General features: G+C 43.5%; 14 protein-coding genes and 4 tRNA genes. 12 read left to right on the forward strand and 6 right to left on the reverse strand.

Going from position 1 to position 17,491, the window contains the following annotated elements; genetic code table 11:
• The first annotated feature begins 2 nt into the window (after window positions 1-2).
• The 4 genes from lpxD to lpxA (FLL45_RS10795) are packed head-to-tail and all read left to right on the forward strand — an operon-like array spanning window position 3 to window position 3,076.
• Window positions 3-1,049, forward strand: a complete 1,047-nt coding sequence (lpxD, locus tag FLL45_RS10780; RefSeq protein ID WP_142942021.1) for a UDP-3-O-(3-hydroxymyristoyl)glucosamine N-acyltransferase — start codon at window positions 3-5, stop codon at window positions 1,047-1,049.
• Window positions 1,046-1,513, forward strand: coding sequence for a 3-hydroxyacyl-ACP dehydratase FabZ (gene fabZ, locus FLL45_RS10785; protein WP_185964410.1), 468 nt, complete (start codon window positions 1,046-1,048; stop codon window positions 1,511-1,513). The genes lpxD and fabZ overlap by 4 nt, the downstream gene beginning before the upstream one ends.
• Window positions 1,513-2,289 carry an acyl-ACP--UDP-N-acetylglucosamine O-acyltransferase gene (gene lpxA / locus FLL45_RS10790; protein ID WP_142942022.1) on the forward strand — a complete coding sequence of 259 codons (777 nt, stop codon included), beginning with the start codon at window positions 1,513-1,515 and terminating at the stop codon, window positions 2,287-2,289. Before fabZ ends, lpxA (FLL45_RS10790) begins: the two co-directional genes overlap by 1 nt.
• Before the next feature lie 19 nt (window positions 2,290-2,308).
• Window positions 2,309-3,076: an acyl-ACP--UDP-N-acetylglucosamine O-acyltransferase gene (lpxA, locus tag FLL45_RS10795; RefSeq protein ID WP_142942023.1), complete on the forward strand. Its 768-nt coding sequence runs from the start codon at window positions 2,309-2,311 to the stop codon at window positions 3,074-3,076.
• A 4-nt stretch (window positions 3,077-3,080) separates the two neighbouring features.
• Here lpxA (FLL45_RS10795) and lpxB read toward each other — a convergent pair whose 3' ends face one another.
• Genes lpxB through FLL45_RS10810 form a run of 3 tightly spaced genes read right to left on the reverse strand, consistent with a single transcriptional unit; the run spans window position 3,081 to window position 6,287 of the window.
• Window positions 3,081-4,229 (reverse strand): lipid-A-disaccharide synthase, encoded by a 1,149-nt coding sequence (gene lpxB / locus FLL45_RS10800; protein ID WP_142942024.1) that lies wholly within the window; start codon window positions 4,227-4,229, stop codon window positions 3,081-3,083.
• A gap of 18 nt (window positions 4,230-4,247) precedes the next feature.
• Complete coding sequence (locus FLL45_RS10805; RefSeq protein WP_142942025.1) at window positions 4,248-5,345, reverse strand: DegT/DnrJ/EryC1/StrS family aminotransferase; 1,098 nt, start codon at window positions 5,343-5,345, stop codon at window positions 4,248-4,250.
• A gap of 6 nt (window positions 5,346-5,351) precedes the next feature.
• The gene (locus FLL45_RS10810) at window positions 5,352-6,287 is read right to left on the reverse strand and encodes a Gfo/Idh/MocA family protein (protein WP_142942026.1); all 936 of its coding nucleotides are present in this window, start codon (window positions 6,285-6,287) and stop codon (window positions 5,352-5,354) included.
• 357 nt (window positions 6,288-6,644) lie between these two features.
• Between FLL45_RS10810 and rnhB the strand changes: the two genes are divergently transcribed.
• Both rnhB and dnaE read left to right on the forward strand, forming a co-directional pair.
• On the forward strand, window positions 6,645-7,223 hold the full coding sequence (gene rnhB / locus FLL45_RS10815; protein WP_142942027.1) for a ribonuclease HII: 579 nt from the start codon (window positions 6,645-6,647) through the stop codon (window positions 7,221-7,223).
• A gap of 22 nt (window positions 7,224-7,245) precedes the next feature.
• Complete coding sequence (gene dnaE / locus FLL45_RS10820) at window positions 7,246-10,782, forward strand: DNA polymerase III subunit alpha (RefSeq protein WP_142942028.1); 3,537 nt, start codon at window positions 7,246-7,248, stop codon at window positions 10,780-10,782.
• Window positions 10,783-10,787: 5 nt separating this feature from the next.
• On the opposite strand, the gene FLL45_RS10825 is transcribed toward dnaE, so the two are convergent.
• Together FLL45_RS10825 and FLL45_RS10830 are read right to left on the reverse strand one after the other, a co-directional pair.
• Window positions 10,788-12,407, reverse strand: a complete 1,620-nt coding sequence (locus FLL45_RS10825) for a methyl-accepting chemotaxis protein (RefSeq protein ID WP_142942029.1) — start codon at window positions 12,405-12,407, stop codon at window positions 10,788-10,790.
• Window positions 12,408-12,517: 110 nt separating this feature from the next.
• On the reverse strand, window positions 12,518-13,006 hold the full coding sequence (locus tag FLL45_RS10830; RefSeq protein ID WP_142942030.1) for a GNAT family N-acetyltransferase: 489 nt from the start codon (window positions 13,004-13,006) through the stop codon (window positions 12,518-12,520).
• A gap of 183 nt (window positions 13,007-13,189) precedes the next feature.
• Between FLL45_RS10830 and FLL45_RS10835 the strand changes: the two genes are divergently transcribed.
• On the forward strand, window positions 13,190-14,233 hold the full coding sequence (locus FLL45_RS10835; protein WP_142942031.1) for a rod shape-determining protein: 1,044 nt from the start codon (window positions 13,190-13,192) through the stop codon (window positions 14,231-14,233).
• 159 nt (window positions 14,234-14,392) lie between these two features.
• On the opposite strand, the gene folD is transcribed toward FLL45_RS10835, so the two are convergent.
• Window positions 14,393-15,247, reverse strand: a complete 855-nt coding sequence (folD, locus tag FLL45_RS10840; RefSeq protein ID WP_142942032.1) for a bifunctional methylenetetrahydrofolate dehydrogenase/methenyltetrahydrofolate cyclohydrolase FolD — start codon at window positions 15,245-15,247, stop codon at window positions 14,393-14,395.
• 171 nt (window positions 15,248-15,418) lie between these two features.
• Between folD and FLL45_RS10845 the strand changes: the two genes are divergently transcribed.
• From FLL45_RS10845 to tig, 5 genes are all read left to right on the forward strand, one after another.
• Window positions 15,419-15,495 (forward strand) — tRNA-Pro (locus FLL45_RS10845).
• A gap of 54 nt (window positions 15,496-15,549) precedes the next feature.
• Window positions 15,550-15,626: transfer RNA gene (locus FLL45_RS10850), tRNA-Arg, on the forward strand.
• Window positions 15,627-15,687: 61 nt separating this feature from the next.
• Window positions 15,688-15,763 (forward strand) — tRNA-His (locus FLL45_RS10855).
• Between the two features lie 37 nt (window positions 15,764-15,800).
• Window positions 15,801-15,885 (forward strand) — tRNA-Leu (locus tag FLL45_RS10860).
• 249 nt (window positions 15,886-16,134) lie between these two features.
• Window positions 16,135-17,463 (forward strand): trigger factor, encoded by a 1,329-nt coding sequence (tig, locus tag FLL45_RS10865; RefSeq protein WP_142942033.1) that lies wholly within the window; start codon window positions 16,135-16,137, stop codon window positions 17,461-17,463.
• Window positions 17,464-17,491: the final 28 nt, after the last annotated feature.

Consider the following 17,491-nt stretch of genomic DNA (forward strand, 5'->3'; position numbering starts at 1 on the left):
TTTTGGCAAGTCGCGACTACACAGTTGCGCAGATTGCGCAGCTGTTAGATGCTCAGTATGTCGGTGATGGAGAGCATATCATTAGCGGATTAGCGCCAATTGATAAGGCTAGCTCTCAAGATATTTCTTTTCTGAGTGACAACAAGTATCAATCACAATTAAGCACAACCCAAGCGGGTTGTGTTTTGGTTTCTGATGCCGTTAAATCGCAGTTAAAAACTAACGGCATTATAATCCAGGACCCTTATTTAGGTTTTGCGCGAGTGGCTCAATTGTTAGACACAACGCCCAAGCCTCCTCAAGAAATTCACCCCAGTGCCATCGTCCATGAAAGTGCCTCTATTGGTGAAAATGTGGCGATAGAGCCTGGCGTAGTTATTGGTGAAGGTGTTCAAATTGGCGATAACGTTATAATCGGTGCGAATACCACAATTGGTGAATCGGCAAAAATCGGTGCGAACTCTCGTCTTTATGCTAATGTTTCTATATATCATCGGGTTGTATTAGGTGAAAATTGCGTGATTCAATCCGGTGCTATCATCGGCGCTGATGGGTTCGGTTACGCTAACGAGCAAGGTCAGTGGGTTCGAATACCGCAAACAGGCAGCGTTATTCTGGGTAATGAAGTTGATGTTGGTGCCAATGCCTGTATCGATAGAGGAGCGTTAAACGATACGATTATCGGTAATGGTGTCAAGATTGATAACTTATGTCACATTGCCCACAATGTTGTCATCGGTGAGCATACGGCTATGGCGGGCATGACCGGAATTGCGGGTAGTACAACAATCGGCAAGCACTGTACGTTTAGTGGTAGATCGTCAATACTAGGGCATTTATTTATTGCCGATAAGACACATGTAACAGCGTGTAGTTTGATTAATCGCTCTAATAAAGAACCCGGTGTTTTTTCATCCGGTACCGGCATGCAAGATAACAAAACGTGGCGTAAGAATGTGGCACGTTTTAGACAGTTAGATGAGATGGCGAAACAGCTAAAACGGTTACAAAAGCAAATCGACGATATTAAAGGCGGAGCAAATTCATGAGTGGAGAACAGCGGCAGATTTCGTCACTTGATATTCATGAAATAATGAAGACACTGCCCCATAGGTATCCTTTTTTATTAGTTGATAAGGTTACAGATTACAAAGTTGGTGAGTATCTTAATGCGATAAAAAATGTCACGATGAACGAGCCATGTTTTACCGGACATTTTCCCCACCGGCCAGTGATGCCAGGTGTTTTGATATTAGAAGCATTGGCGCAAGCGACAGGAATTTTAGCGTTTAAAACTTTAGACGAATCACCGGATGAAGACTCTTTATATTACTTTGTTGGCATCGACAGCGCGCGTTTTAAGAAGCCTGTTGAGCCAGGCGATCAAGTAGAGCTAAAAGTAACTTTACTGAATCGCAAAAGAACTTTTTGGAAATTCGACGCGCAAGCACTTGTAGATGGAAAGATCGTGTGTGCTGCGCAACTCATGTGTTCAAAACAGGATGTCGGATAATGATTCATCCCAGTGCCGTGATACACCCATCAGCAAAGCTGGCCGAAGACGTATCGGTTGGACCGTTTTCGGTAATTGATGAACACGTTACCATCGGTGAAGGTACCGTAGTGGGTCCACATGTTGTCATCAATGGTCATACAACCATCGGTAAGAAAAATCACTTTTATCAATTCTCCTCGATTGGTGAAGCTAATCAAGATAAAAAGTATGCCGGAGAACCAACCCGAACCGAGATAGGCGACAATAATATTGTTCGCGAATCCTGCACGATTCATCGAGGTACAACCCAAGATAAAGGGGTTACCAAAATCGGCAATAATAATTTATTGATGGCATATACTCATATTGCTCATGATTGTGTACTTGGTGATAACGTTACTATTGCTAACAGCTCAAATTTGGCGGGTCATGTGGTCATCGGTGACTGGGCCATTCTTGGCGGGTTTGCCGGCGTTCATCAATTCTGTCATATTGGCGCCCATGCCTTTATTGGTCTTCGCTCGACGGTAACCCAAGATATAGCGCCTTTTGTTCTTTATGCTGACTCTGCACCGAGAGCGGTTAATGCCGAAGGGTTACGACGGCGTGGGTTTACTGGCAAAGATATAAGCGCAATTCGAAAAGCATATCGAGTGATATATCGAAGCGGGATGCTTTTAGAGGAAGTGATGAAAGAGCTTGAAGTTATGGCGAATGAGTCAGAACATGTTAAGTTAATGATCGACTTTGTCAATCAATCGAAACGGGGTCTCGCTCGAGGCTCTATGATTTAAATAATAAGATTAGAAATTTATGATCCACGCTACCGCAATCGTCGATCCGTCGGCGAAGATTGCTGATTCCGCTGAAATTGGGCCCTATTCTGTCATAGGTCCGGATGTCGTTATAGGTGAACGCACGATTGTGGGGCCGCATGTCGTGATTAAAGGGCCAACAGTGATTGGCGAAGATAACGAAATTCACCAGTTCGCGTCTATTGGAGACATCCCACAAGATTTAAGTTTTGATAAATCTTCAGATACTAAACTTGTTATCGGTGATAGAAATAGTATTCGAGAGTATGTGAGTATCCATCGAGCGATCCCCAAAGAGGACTACATTACAAAAATTGGTGACGATAATATGCTAATGGCGCATGTCCATATTGGGCATAACTGTATTTTAGGTAATAAGATCGTGATTGTGAACAGCACCAATTTAGCGGGACATGTACACATTAATGATTGGGCAATTATTAGTGGTTTCAGTGGCATACATCAGTTTTGTCATGTGGGTGCGCACACAATGCTTGGCATTCAAAGTAAGGTGACTCAAGATATTCCGCCGTTTGTCATGTATGCGGAGTCTTCGCCTAAGACAATAAATGCACGGGGTTTGCAGCGGCGTGGATTTGATAAACAAGAAATCCAAAATATAAGAAGAGCTTTCAAAGTTATTTATCGTCAGGAACTTGGGCAAGCGGAAATGTTAGCTAAACTTGACGAAATGGCTAAAACTTCAGAGTCGGTTAAATTAATGGCTGATTTTATTCGCAACTCACCCCGCGGAATTGCCCGTTAAACGATTAACGATTGTTTGATGCCAACATATTTGCGGCTAAGCTTGCGACATTTTTCGAGCCGCCTTCAGCGCCAAGTTTTGCTCTGACCTCGGATAACTGATTGATCATATCGTTGCGGTAAGCTTCATCATCAAGAATCCGCATAATTTCTTGACCAATTTGTTTTGGTTGAGCTTTATCTTGGATAAACTCATTAATGATTCTTTTTTCCGCAACAATGTTAACTAAACCAACATTTTCTACCGATATCATTCGCTTGAATATGGCATAGGAAATTGGTGATATGCGATAGGTAATTGTAAAAGGAATTCCCATCAAGCCAATTTCGAGAGTTGCCGTACCTGATGCCGTGATAATCGCATCGCAAGTACTCATGATGTTGTAGGGTCTATCTTGAATAAACTGAATATTGAGGGCCTCGTAACCCACGCATTGCGATTTCAACTCATTGATGTCAAGAGTGCTCGCAACGCCGAGGACAAATTGCAGGTCGTTGCGTTGTTCGGTTAGATATTTTGCCGTCTTCAGTTGGATCGGTAGTACTTTTTTTATTTCACTGCGTCGACTTCCAGGGAATAGTCCAATCGTCTTTTTATCGCTCGAAAGTTGATACTCCCTAAGTAGCTCTGGTTTGTCTTTGGTTGGGTAAACTTCGTCGACGAGCGGATTACCGACAAACTTTACTGGGACATTAGCATTCTCGTAAAAAGCCACTTCGAAAGGAAACAATACTGCCATCATGTCAACGCGTTCGCGAATCTTATGAACGCGTTTTGGACGCCATGCCCATACTTGCGGTCCAATATAAAACAAAACTTTAACACCAGACTCCTTGGCTACCTGAGCGAGTTTCATATTAAACTCCTGATAATCAACAAGTATCAGCAAATCGGGCTTTTGGGTTCGCACAATATCCGCTAAATGATCGAGTGCTTTTTTTATTTTGCGATAATTAATAAGTACTTCTACCAATCCGACGACGGCCAGCTCGGCGCAGTCGATGATGACATCAGCACCGGCTTCTCTCAGGTTATCGCCACCCATAGCAGTAATGTTTAAGTCGGAATTAATTTTTTTTAATTCTCTGACTAAATTGGCAGCATGAAGATCGCCGGATGCTTCACCGGCACTAATTAAAACTGATTGAGTCATGGACACAGGTTAGTTTTGTTATTGTATTGCGGATTTGATAACGTCACATACGATTTTAATTTTTTCTTCTTCCATTTCTGGATAAATCGGTAACGCGAAACAATGGTCCACTACCTTTTCGGAAACCGGTAAGTGATTATCAGTATTTTGGTTTGCATAAACGTCTTGGCGATGCAACGGGATAGGATAATAAATAGCACAAGCGATATTATTATCTTGTAAAGTCTGCATGATTTTATCTCGCTGATGATGCATACAAACATATTGGTGATAAACATGCTTGCCTACACCATCTTCATGTGGTGTAACGATTGCAGAATCGGCTAAATATTTTTTATAAGTTTGGTCGACTCTACGACGATTATCATTGTAGCTATCAATGCGCTTGAGTTTGGCTCTTAAGATAACCGCTTGAAGTTCGTCTAATCGGCTATTAAATCCCAATTCAGTATGATGATAGCGAACGCTCATCCCGTGGTTTCTAAGTATGTTTAAATGTTTGAAGATGTCATCCGAGTTAGTCGAGATTAAACCACCATCGCCATAGCAGCCTAAGTTTTTACTGGGAAAGAAACTAAATGCGCCAACGTCACCAAAACTTCCGGTTTGTTGTCCATTAATATCGGCGCCAAAAGACTGAGCACAGTCTTCAACGATCTTCAGACCTTTCGCGTCGCATAACTTTTTAAGAGCCAACATGTCGACCGGTTGACCAAACAGATGGACAGGAATAACCGCTTTTGTTTTGTCGGTAATGGCATCTTCCACTTGTTGCAAATCAATATTAAAATTTTGTTCGTCAATATCAACAAAGACCGGAGTAGCACCGACATAACTAATCGCTTCTGCGGTTGCTATAAAGGTGAAAGTGGTTGTGATAACTTCATCGCCTTTGCCAACGCCAGCCGCAATCAGCGCTAAGTGTAAAGCGTCAGTACCAGAGTTAACCCCAAGGCAGTGTTTTACACCCAAATACTTTGCAGCTTCCTCTTCAAAGGCTTTTACGTTTGGGCCAAGGATAAACTGGGTAGACTCTAGTGCGGCCAATATCCCTGAATCAATCTCATCTTTCATTTCAAGATACTGTTGTTTCAAGTCAACCATTGGGATATTCATAAATAACTACTCACTTAAAAGTTTTGAAATTTGGATAGCAGTGTCAAGTGCTTGTCGGCCGTCTTCACCGGTAACAACGGCTGGAGTTTTGGTTTCAATGCTATTGAGAAACGCTTTTATTTCTTCCATCAATGCATCATTGTTTTCGAAACTTTGTTCGTCTGCAATGATATGTGGCATGCCGTTTTCATCCAAGCCTTCGCCTTTTTGGTAGATGTATAAACCTCGGTTTTGGAAGTCAACCGTTGCGCAAGATTCATTTTGAAATATTCGCATTTTTCGTTCTGTTTTCACCGAGACTCGACTGGCCGTTACATTTGCAACACATCCATTAGCGAATTCTAGTCTGGCGTTAACGATATCCGAAGTCTCGGTCAAAACTGATGCACCAGAGGCACGAATTGCTGTGAGTTCTGATTTAACTATATTGAGAATAATATCGATATCATGAATCATCAAATCGAGCACAACGTTAACATCATTTGCTCGCGGATTGAACGGTGCTAAACGATGCGATTCAATAAAACGAGGTTCAGTGATGGCGCGGTCTAGTTTTAAGATCGCTGCATTGAATCTTTCTAAAAAGCCGACTTGAATAATCGCTTCGTTTTGTTTGGCTAGTTCGATCAACTCATCGGCTTCCTCAACGGTCACGGTAATTGGTTTTTCGATCAATACATGAGTACCGTGCTCAAGAAAATCTTTGGCAATTTTGTAATGTAGGCTGGTGGGGGCTGCAATACTGACCGCATCAACATTACCAAGCAGACTTGAATAATCAGTGAGACCGTGCACAGAAAGTGTATCAGCGATTTCTTTTGCGGTTTCTGGGTTGGCGTCGACTACAGCAATAAGCTCGCTGTTATCGAGAGCTGCATATTTTTGCGCGTGAAATTTTCCAAGATAACCCACACCAATAACGGCGGTTTTAATTTTAGCCATGAAATAGATGGTTTCTGTTTGGCGCCAAATAGCGGTTTTGAAGTATGCGCACAATAGCACAAAAGGGCTGTTTTGGAAATGAAGCAGCTGCTTTAAGCGGTGGACAAAACTTCTTCATTTTAACCCGATGCTCAACAGAAAACGGTTAAAATTGTGATAGGCACCGAGAGGGATTTATGGAATAATTCAATCCGATAGTAGAACTTGATGAAATACTTAAGCTATTGTTTTTTAATAGAAAATATTCAAAAGATAGCTCGGTATTGAAAAATCAAAGTACCGATTACCCGAGTCGCGCAAAGCGAAGCTATCGAATTAGAAATAAATTTGTAGTGTAATCAATAAGTTGGGGAGTGCATGTCCAAAAGCCATTTCATAGCTGGGGTAGACGAAGTAGGAAGAGGGCCGTTAGCTGGACCTGTCATTGCTGCTGCGGTAATCCTCGATCCTAACCAACCAATTGACGGATTAACCGATTCTAAAAAGTTATCAGAAAAGAAACGTGAGGCTTTGGCAGAAGAAATCAAAGAAAAAGCACTGAGCTGGTGTATTGCTCGGTCAGAACCTGACGAGATAGATGAAGTGAATATTCTTCAAGCAAGCTTGCTCGCTATGCAGCGTGCAGTCGAGGGGTTAACTCAACAACCCGATCATTGTTTGATCGATGGTAATAAGTTACCAAAACTCACTTGCACCGCAGAAGCTATCGTTAAGGGTGACTTGAAGGAACCGGCCATAAGCGCTGCCTCGATAATTGCTAAAGTCGCGAGAGACCAAGAAATGGTCGAAATGGAAGCGGTTTATCCTGGTTATGGCTTTGCACAACATAAAGGATACCCAACGAAGTTTCATCGCGAAGCGATTGTTGAGAAAGGTATTTCTCCTATTCACAGAAAGAGTTTTGCACCCGTTCAAAAGCAACTTGAGTTGATTTAAGTGGACCGATAGTTAGCAGTTTATGAGTGAAACAGAAAGTATTGATAAGCAATCGGTTGAGGGCTCTCCGGAACAAGCAAAGAAAGTTTATGACTTTGTTCATTTGCGGATGCACACAGAGTTTTCGATGGTGGATGGCATTTGTCGAATTAACCCTACGCTTGAGAGGGCTGCAGAATTAAGAATGCCCGCGATTGGCATTACCGATAATGTCAATTTTTGCGGATTAATTAAGTTTTATCGGAAAGCTATGGCAATGGGGGTTAAGCCTATTGTTGGAGTCGACCTTTGGGTTGATGACGATGAAGACGACAACGAAGTCTTTCGGATTGCTGTTCTGTGTCAAAATGACAGCGGTTATTTAAATGCGAAGCAGCTCGTTTCAAAAGCCTATCAAACCAACCAAAAGCTCGGTAAACCAATTGTTCAGAAATCTTGGCTGAAAGATCATAATCAAGGTTTAATTGTTTTGTCTGGCGGAAAAGATGGTGATGTCGGTCGATCGTTAACAGCAGGAAACCATGAACAAGCAGCGAACCAATTAGGCTTTTGGAATTTACATTTCCCTGACCGCTATTATCTTGAGTTACAAAGAACCGGAAGAGTTGGTGAAGGCGCTTATATTCAAGCGGTTTCTGGCTTTGCTCAAGGATCCGGAACTCCTGTAGTAGCGACAAACGATGTTTGTTTTTTAGAAGAGGCTGATTTTGATGCACACGAAATTCGAGTTTGCATCAATCAAGGTCGAGTGCTGGATGATCCTCGACGGCCTAAAACTTATAGCAGTGAACAATATTTAAGAAGTGCAGAAGAAATGTCTGAAGTTTTCTCAGATATTCCAGAGGCGCTTGAGAATACGATAGAGATAGCCAAACGATGTAACCTTCATCTCCATCTTGGTGAGTACTTTCTACCTAACTATCCGATCCCTGATGGGTTAACCATTGAAGAATACTTTTGTCAGCTCAGTGAAGAAGGACTTGAAGAACGCCTGCCACATTTGATGGATGTGAACGCTCCCGATTTTGCTGAGAAAAGAAAACCTTATGATGAAAGGCTAAAGATTGAGCTCGACGTGATTAATCAAATGGGATTTCCAGGGTACTTTTTGATAGTCGCCGACTTCATTAAATGGGGTAAAGATAATGACATTCCCGTGGGCCCCGGAAGAGGATCGGGCGCAGGTTCATTAGTTGCGTACGCATTGAAAATTACTGACTTGGATCCGTTGGAATATGATTTGCTTTTTGAACGATTTTTAAATCCAGAACGGGTTTCTATGCCCGATTTTGATATTGATTTTTGTATGGATGGGCGAGATAGAGTTATTGATTATGTCGCCGAAAAATATGGTCGTAATGCGGTCTCACAAATTATTACTTTTGGCCGACTTGCGGCAAAAGCGGTTATCCGTGATGTGGGTCGAGTGCTAAGTCAACCGTATGGGTTTGTCGATAAAATATCCAAATTGATTCCGTTTGATATTGGGATGACACTTTCGAAGGCTTGGGAGGCTGAAGAGGAAATTCGAACTCGATATGAAGAGGAAGAAGATTTTCAAGCGATTTGGGACATGGCAACTAAGCTCGAGGGAATTACCCGAAATGCCGGCAAGCACGCAGGTGGTGTGGTTATCTCTCCGTCTGATTTGACCGATTTCTCGGCGCTTTATTGTGATGAATCTGGCGAAGGGCTGGTCACTCAATTCGACAAAGACGATGTTGAGTCGGCAGGTCTGGTGAAGTTTGACTTTTTAGGGTTAAGGACGCTTACCATTGTCGACTGGGCTGTCTCGATGATCAACAGTCAATTAATTGGCCCTGACCAAGAAAAACTGAACATTGAAAAAATCGATCTTGAAGACCCCAAAACTTTTGACTTGCTAAAAGCGGCCAACACAACGGCTGTTTTCCAGTTGGAATCAAGAGGGATGAAGGAGCTGATTAAAAAGCTTTTACCGAGCTCTTTTGAAGACATCATCGCATTGGTTGCGCTCTTTAGACCTGGACCACTTGGTTCGGGCATGGTGGATGATTTCATTAACCGTAAACACGGTCGACAAGAAGTAGCCTATCCCCATTCGGATTACCAGCACGAAGATCTCAAGCCTGTGTTAGAGCCGACTTATGGGATTATTTTGTACCAAGAGCAAGTCATGCAGATTGCTCAGGTGCTGGCAAACTTTTCACTGGGTGGCGCTGACTTGTTACGCCGGGCTATGGGGAAGAAAAAACCTGAGGTCATGGAAGAGCAACGCAAGATATTTATGAAAGGCGCGATAGCGAGAGATGTTGACGGCGAACTGGCCGGGCATATCTTTGACTTGATGGAAAAATTTGCCGGTTATGGGTTTAACAAATCTCATTCGGCCGCCTACGCTTTGGTCTCTTTTCAAACGGCTTGGTTGAAGGCACATTATCCTGCCGCTTTCATGGCCGCGGTAATGTCTGCGGATATGGATAATACCGATAAAGTGGTCACCTATGTTGATGATGCCAAATCAATGGGGATTAGTATTGTTCCACCGGATGTTAATCGTGGATTGTACAAGTTTACCATCGATGGTGAAAAAACGATTATTTATGGGATTGGCGCTATTAAGGGCGTCGGTGAGGGAGCTATTCAATCGATCGTTGAAGAGCGGGAAAAAGGTGGGCGATATCACGATCTTTTCGACTTTTGCAACCGGGTAGACCTGCGTAAAGCAAATCGTAGAAACTTAGAAGCATTGATCCGCGCCGGTGCGCTTGACGCACTGGGACCAGACCGGGCCAGCATGATGGCGTCTTTAGAGCATGCCATAAAAAGTGCTGAACAATTTAAGCGTGATCAGCAGCTTGGTCAGAATGATATGTTTGGCTCACCGACAGAGAGCAGCGAAACCAAAAAAGCAGAATACGCGGTGGTGAGACCCTGGCCTGAAGCGAAAGTACTCCAGGGAGAAAAAGAAACGCTCGGGCTCTATTTGACAGGCCATCCGATTGATCGATACTTACCGGAAATCAAGCAGTTTTGTAATTTGAGGTTGAATTCTCTCCAGCCCACAAGACGCGGAGAGTATGTCACTGTTGCTGGTTTAATCGTCGCTATTCGTGTGATGAAAACCAAGAAAGGCCTCAACTGGGCGATAGTCACTTTGGATGATCAAAGTGGTCGCGTTGACGTGATGGTGTATAACGACTTGTATGAAGCGAATCGGGAAGTGCTCCGAAAAGACGAAGTAATTGTCGCCAAGGGAGATATCTCCAACGACGACTTTTCGGGTGGTTTAAAAATGAGCGCCGTTGAGGTTAGCGAATTGACTGAAGTGCGTGAAAGCCGCTCGAAACATCTTGAGTTGCATGTCGATTTTGAGCAAAGTTTAATCGTTGCAGAAGAGTTAGTAGAGTCACTTGCACCGTTCAAAGGTGGTCTTTGTCCAGTGCAAATTAAATGTTCCCATCAAATCGCTGACTTTGAACTAATTGCTGGCGGCGAATGGTCGGTTAAACCCTCTGATGAGTTAATTTTCAATTTGAAAAATATCAAAGGTTGCGAAAAAGTCTCAGTGATTTACTAAACAGTTTAAACTTTAAATTGTTTAGTAATCGACTCGAGGACCGAAGCTAATTCGGCCAGTCTTTCACTCACATTGGCGAGCTCATCGCTGGATTCATTACTTTGCTTGGTTTTTTCTTGAATGTCTGCGACTGATTCAACGAGATGATTTGAAATTTCGATTTGCTGATTGGTATCAGCGGCTATCTCCTCATTCATTTGACTAATTTCACTTACGGTGCTGGTTATTGCCTGGAGACTTTCGCCGGCATCTCCAGCTTGTTCAACACTGCGATTAACTTGAGTGCGACTACTCTCCATTTTTGTTACCGCGTCTTTTGCTGAAACCTGTAATCCCTCGAGAATTTGATTGATTTCTTCGGTTGATTCTTGCGTTCTCGAGGCAAGGTTTCTGACCTCATCAGCGACTACCGCAAAACCTCTTCCTTGTTCGCCGGCTCTCGCAGCCTCGATGGCTGCGTTAAGTGCCAGTAAGTTAGTTTGTTCTGCGATACCTTTGATTACGTCTAGGACGACATTTACTTTAGATGAACCTTGTTCCAGTAAGACGACGGTTTCACTCGAGTCAGCAATATTTTTAGCCAGCTCTTGAATGCTATTGATTGTTTTCTGAACATCCTCAAGTCCCTTATTAGCGCCTTGTTGGGCTTCATTAGCACAGGTAGAGGCGTTACTGGCATTGTTTGAAATTCGCTCAACACTCTGGTTCATTGCTTCAACCGAGGTATTTGCTTGATGACTACTTTCGTATTGTTGGTTGAAGATCACTTGTGATTGGGTCGTAAGCTCTTTTATATGGGTCGCGGTCTCCGCAAGCGGCCTTGCTGTATCGACTGTTTGCTTGATTGCGGTTTGCAACTTTTCGATAAAAATATTAAACCAATGAACTAGTTGTCCGATTTCATCCTTGCTAGTGGTATTAATTCTGCGGGTAAGATCACCATCTTCTTCGGCAATTGAACGCATCGAGTTTTTAATGTCTTCAAGACTGTTTTTTATCGCAAAGCTAATTGGCACCGACACAACAAATAAAAATACAATGGTCACGATTCCGATAGTGATGCCCAGCTGCACGGTTGCTTCGGTGTTACTGCGAACATCATCAAATGCTTCCACAAAATCAGAGTTGCGAGCCGTATTGAAGTTAGTCAAGTTCGACTGCAATGCGGTTAATTTGTCTGTCATTTGCTGGCTTTGCTCAGCCAATTTAGAGAAATCCGCAGTGCCGTCGACGATCCGTTTTGAAAGTGAATAGGCTTGAGAATAGTACGAATCAAGTTCGGCGATCAGTTGATTGATTACTTGACCATTTGAGTTATCGACGGATGCTGCTCGTCTTAGTTCATTTTTTAATTGATTGTAGATAGCATTTGCAGCCTCAAGTTTGTCTGCCTCTCCCATTCCAGCGGCGTCCGCTAGTGTCTGCTTGATGTTCTCTAGTTTAGTGAGACTTGTCGCAGAGATCTGCAACAGTGGAAATTGAACGTCTTTCGCATTGGTCAATTTATCTAAGTTTTGGTTCATGGCTGTTAAACTGACCAGTAAGTAAACCAGAAAACCAATTGCACCAACGATTGGAATGAGTAAAATTTTTAACCGAATTGACTGTTTGGCAAAAAAATCCATCTACACCGCCTTCTTGCGTTAAGACAAAAGAATTACTTCTCAAAAGTGTAGTCCTAAGTACGATTTTTAGCCAAATTATCTCATTGAATTTGTTTGTAAAAATCGATTAATTAGTGGATGTTTTTTATCATTCTATAATCATCCATCACATAGCCGTTACCTATGTCCATCACAATTGACTCGACATTCTCAAATCCCAATTTTAAATAGATTTCGTAGGCGGGGTTATATTTATTGACGGTTAACTCAATTTGGTGACAATTGTTGTCTTTAGCTGATTGGTCGACAAAGTCGAGCATATCACGGGCGATACCTTTCCCACGATAATCAGCATGCAGGTAAAATTTGCTGAGAAATAGCTTATTGTCTCGGATTTCTACTGCAATATATCCGGCATGTTCTTTATCAACGATGACGATGGTATAGAGGTAACCGGCGGCTATTTGGTCTTTTACTGCTTTCTCGTTCTGAAACTTATTAAGCATATATTCGACTTGCTCACTCCCTATGATTGGCGTGTAGTGTTCTCGCCAAATCGGCGCCGCAAGTGCTTCAATAAGTTTAGCATCAGCTGCTGTGGCTATTTTAAATTCTGTCATTTGGATGTTTCTGGAACTTAATGGTTTGAAATGCATCATAAAACATAAGAAATTTGACGCAACCCCTTCTGTTTATTCGGGAAGTGCGCGATAATCGACGCCAATTTTAGAAAAGTCCGGTTTTGTCTAGGTTAAAGTGCCGGATCAGTTGAAGTAAAAGTTACTACGGAATCAAACCCCAATATGTTTAATAAAATCAGAGGTCTCTTTTCAGCCGATTTATCTATCGATTTAGGTACTGCAAATACGCTAATTTATATGCGGGAAAAGGGTATCGTGTTAAACGAGCCATCTGTAGTGGCAATCCGCCAAGAGCGTGGTGGCAATAAATCCATTGCCGCAGTTGGAAAAGATGCCAAGGTGATGCTAGGACGAACACCTGGCAATATTACCGCAATTCGGCCGATGAAAGATGGTGTCATTGCTGACTTTGAAGTGACCGAAAAGATGCTTCAAGAGTTTATTCGTAAGGTCCATGATTCAAGCTTTTTTATGCGTCCAAGTCCGCGTGTATTAATTTGTATTCCTTGTGGCTCAACCCAAGTGGAACGACGGGCAATCAAAGAATCAGCGTATGGTGCAGGTGCTCGCGATGTTTATCTGATCGAAGAGCCAATGGCTGCCGCGGTTGGTGCAGGCTTGCCGGTTGGAGAGGCGCGCGGTTCGATGGTCGTTGATATCGGTGGAGGCACGACAGAAATAGCGATATTGTCACTAAACGGTGTCGTCGAGTCAGACTCTGTGCGAATCGGCGGCGATCGGTTTGATGAGGCCATCATCGACTATGTGAGACGCAACTATGGGACGATTATCGGCGAGGCAACTGCCGAGCGAATTAAGCATGAAATCGGTACTGCGTTCCCCAGTAGCGAGGTAATGGAGATTGATGTCAGAGGTCGTAATTTGGCTGAAGGGATTCCACGAAGCTTTACCATCAATAGTAACGAAGTACTCGAGGCGCTCCAGGATCCATTGGCAGGCATGATCCGCGCTGTTCGCAGCGTATTAGAGCAATCTCCCCCCGAATTAGCTGCTGATATTTCCGAGCGTGGCATGGTGTTAACCGGCGGTGGCGCACTCATCAAGGACCTTGACAGGTTGTTTCTAGAAGAGACAGGCTTACCTGTAATCGTGGCACAAGACCCACTAACCTGTGTCGCGCGTGGTGGCGGGAAAGTCCTAGAGACCATAGAGGAGCATGGCGGCGATCTTTTCTGGCAGAATTAATCAGTCATTTAATTTCCTGCAAATACAACAAGTTAGTCGAAAAAAAGCCCACACAGTGGGCTTTTTTATTTTACGAAGAGTATTCAAGGTAACTCAATAAATGCAAAGTTAGTCTGTATGTCAGCGGCTAGTCAGCATCCAAATATTTAACTGCTCCGATTATTCGTGGAGCTCTTCGGCAGCCATCAAAGTATTGTGCATTAGCGTGGCGACGGTCATCGGGCCAACGCCACCGGGTACTGGTGTGATCCAAGCGGCGCGCTCAGCAGCCGTTTCAAACTCGACATCGCCCGTCAATTTCCCCGATTCTAATCGATTGATTCCCACATCTATGACAATCGCTCCAGGTTTTATCCATTCGCCTTTAACTAGGTGAGGGATACCGACACCAACAACAACGAGATCGGCTCGACCGACATGTTCTGCAAGGTCCTGACTAAACTTGTGACACACTGTCACTGTCGCGCCTTTAAGCAACAACTCCATAGCCATCGGGCGGCCAACGATATTACTTGCACCCACAACGAGACAATTGAGCCCTTTAACGTCGATACCGACAGCTTCTAGCATAAGAATGATGCCATATGGTGTGCAAGGACGTAGTTGAGGAATCCTTTGGACGAGTCGTCCAACATTATAGGGGTGGAAGCAATCAACATCTTTGTCTGCTTTAATGGTTTCAAGTATTTCGCTGGAGTCTAAATGATCGGGTAGCGGTAACTGAACCAGTATTCCGTCTATTTTTGGGTCTTGATTAAGCTTTTCTACCGCTTTAATCAACTCAGCTTGAGTGATTTGCGGGCTCAGAGTAAGTTTGCGCGACTCGAATCCAACTTCTTCACAGGCTTTTACTTTTTTGCCAACATAAACGGAGGAGGCTGGGTCATCGCCAACCAGAATGACTGCAAGGCCTGGAGCTCGCTTTCCATCTGCAATTCGCGCTGCGACTTTTTGTTTGATATTCTCCCGCAAGTCCGCGGAAATTTTTTTGCCGTCGATGAGACTCGCAGCCATAAATTGTGTACCTGATAACCAATTGGAATATTGGCCGGTATTTTCTCAATTGTCGGTCTAACTGCCAAGTAAAAGTTTTTTAAAAATATTCGATTAAGGTTGTTGACGAGAATCAAGGACTTCAGTATCATGCGCGCTCCTTGTGGGGCAGCCTCCCAAGGTGATTGAAATCGGGGAATAGCGCAGTCTGGTAGCGCGCCTGCTTTGGGTGCAGGATGTCGGGGGTTCGAATCCCTCTTCCCCGACCAATTTACTGGCATTTAAAGTTAGCTTTAAAGCGAGTAGGGTTGCTGAGGAACGATGCGCCCGTAGCTCATCTGGATAGAGCATCGGCCTTCTAAGCCGAGGGTAGTAGGTTCGAATCCTACCGGGCGCGCCATTGCGGCCAAGGTTAAGTTTCGAGCTAAAAGCGCATATAATGTGCGACTAGGTTTACAATGGTGGATGTAGCTCAGTTGGTAGAGCCCCGGATTGTGATTCCGGTGGTCGTGGGTTCAAACCCCATCATCCACCCCATATTTTGACTGTTGCAAGACAGTCGAAGTTACAAAATGCGAGAGTGGCGGAATTGGTAGACGCGCTGGATTTAGGTTCCAGTGTCTTGCGGCGTGAGAGTTCGAGTCTCTCCTCTCGCACCATTTTGTAACGACAAAGTATCATGATAGATGCTTGATTTTAAAAAGATTTTCTGGCTTGAGCTAGTTGGTGGTTGCCTGAGCTTGGTGCTAACCAAACCCAAATGCCGAATAAAAAGGCAAAAAAGCAGCTCTCGCAAACTCCTCCTTCATTCTTGTCTTGAATATCGACTGTCAGATGCGCTTCGCGACGTCTGGCGTTTTTACGTGATTAAATTAAATTAAAATTAATACAGAGTTGGAGCAGACAAAATGCAAGTTTCTGTTGAGACCACAAACGGCCTAGAGCGAAAGCTAACTATCGGCGTTCCTGCGAGCAACGTTGATGATGTTGCTTTGACACGCATGAAGGAATTAGCAAAGTCACAGAGAATGAACGGTTTCCGTCCAGGCAAAATACCCTTGAACGTGATCAAAAAGCGTTTTGGTGGACATGTTCGCCAAGAAGTGGTTTCTGAGGTGATGCAGCGTTCATTTTATGAAGCGGTTGTTCAAGAGAAGCTTCAGCCTGCTGGCGCGCCGCATATCGAGCCGATCTCTGTGGAAGAAGGCAAAGATTTAGAGTTTACAGCAACTTTTGAAATCTACCCTGAAGTCGAGTTGAAAGATTTTGCAAATATCAATATCGAGAAGATGACTTCTGAAGTTAAAGATGAAGATTTGACCAAAATGATTGATACCCTTCGTGAACAGCAAGCTAACTGGGTTGAAGTGAAGCGCAAGTCGAAAGAAGGCGATCAAGTCAACATCGACTTCGTTGGAAAGATCGACGGTGAGGAATTCGCCGGCGGTAAAGCAGATGGTTTTGATCTAGAGCTTGGCTCAAAACAGATGATCCCCGGTTTTGAAGACCAGTTAATTGGTGCTAAAGCTGGTGATGAAGTTGAAGTTACCGTTACTTTCCCAGAAGACTATCAAAATAAAGAGGTTGCTGGTAAAGAAGCGACTTTTGCGACGACAGTTAACATTGTTAACAAAAAAGAAGCGTTAAAGCTTGGTGAGTTGGCTGAGAAACTGGGCATTGAAGATGGTAGTGTTCCGAATATGAAGGCTGATGTTCGCAAAAATATGGAACGAGAGCTTAATCAAGTGCTTAAAGCGAAAGTCAAAGAGCAAGTCATGGAATCTTTAGTTGAGGCGCATGAATTTGACATTCCTAAAGCGATGATCGATCAAGAAATTGAAGCGCTAAAGCAGCAAGCAATGCAGCAATTTGGCGGTCAGGGAGCGAGCTTACCTGACTTACCAGCTGAGCTTTTTGAAGAAAAAGCGAATCGACGCGTTAAACTCGGTTTGATTGTTGCTGAAGTCATTAAGCAGAACAAATTGACAGCGGATAAAGATAAAGTTCGCAGTAAACTAGAAGAAATTGCGTCAGTTTACGAGCAACCAGAGCAAGTCGTTAATTATTACCTTTCAGACGAAAATCGCCTGAACGAGGTAGAACAATTAGTTCTAGAAGACAGCGTTATCGAATTTGTTGAAAACGCGGCTGCGGTAACAGAAAAAGCAGTAGATTTCGACGCTGTTATGAATCCAAAAGCAGACGCAGAAGAGGCATCTGAAGACAAAGCTGAATAAGCAAAGTCGAGAATATTTAATTTAATAT

It is taken from the genome of Aliikangiella marina (assembly GCF_007004765.1).
Lineage (GTDB): Bacteria > Pseudomonadota > Gammaproteobacteria > Enterobacterales > Kangiellaceae > Aliikangiella > Aliikangiella marina.

What these genes read in the sequence shown, in the direction of transcription:
- FLL45_RS10830 (WP_142942030.1), bottom strand. Translation starts at nt 13,006, where the DNA reads ATGACAGAATTTAAAATAGCCACAGCAGCTGATGCTAAACTTATTGAA.
- dnaE (WP_142942028.1), top strand. Translation starts at nt 7,246, where the DNA reads ATGAGTGAAACAGAAAGTATTGATAAGCAATCGGTTGAGGGCTCTCCG.
- FLL45_RS10805 (WP_142942025.1), bottom strand. Translation starts at nt 5,345, where the DNA reads ATGAATATCCCAATGGTTGACTTGAAACAACAGTATCTTGAAATGAAA.
- lpxA (WP_142942022.1), top strand. Translation starts at nt 1,513, where the DNA reads ATGATTCATCCCAGTGCCGTGATACACCCATCAGCAAAGCTGGCCGAA.
- lpxA (WP_142942023.1), top strand. Translation starts at nt 2,309, where the DNA reads ATGATCCACGCTACCGCAATCGTCGATCCGTCGGCGAAGATTGCTGAT.
- tig (WP_142942033.1), top strand. Translation starts at nt 16,135, where the DNA reads ATGCAAGTTTCTGTTGAGACCACAAACGGCCTAGAGCGAAAGCTAACT.
- rnhB (WP_142942027.1), top strand. Translation starts at nt 6,645, where the DNA reads ATGTCCAAAAGCCATTTCATAGCTGGGGTAGACGAAGTAGGAAGAGGG.
- folD (WP_142942032.1), bottom strand. Translation starts at nt 15,247, where the DNA reads ATGGCTGCGAGTCTCATCGACGGCAAAAAAATTTCCGCGGACTTGCGG.
- fabZ (WP_185964410.1), top strand. Translation starts at nt 1,046, where the DNA reads ATGAGTGGAGAACAGCGGCAGATTTCGTCACTTGATATTCATGAAATA.
- FLL45_RS10825 (WP_142942029.1), bottom strand. Translation starts at nt 12,407, where the DNA reads ATGGATTTTTTTGCCAAACAGTCAATTCGGTTAAAAATTTTACTCATT.
- FLL45_RS10835 (WP_142942031.1), top strand. Translation starts at nt 13,190, where the DNA reads ATGTTTAATAAAATCAGAGGTCTCTTTTCAGCCGATTTATCTATCGAT.
- lpxB (WP_142942024.1), bottom strand. Translation starts at nt 4,229, where the DNA reads ATGACTCAATCAGTTTTAATTAGTGCCGGTGAAGCATCCGGCGATCTT.
- FLL45_RS10810 (WP_142942026.1), bottom strand. Translation starts at nt 6,287, where the DNA reads ATGGCTAAAATTAAAACCGCCGTTATTGGTGTGGGTTATCTTGGAAAA.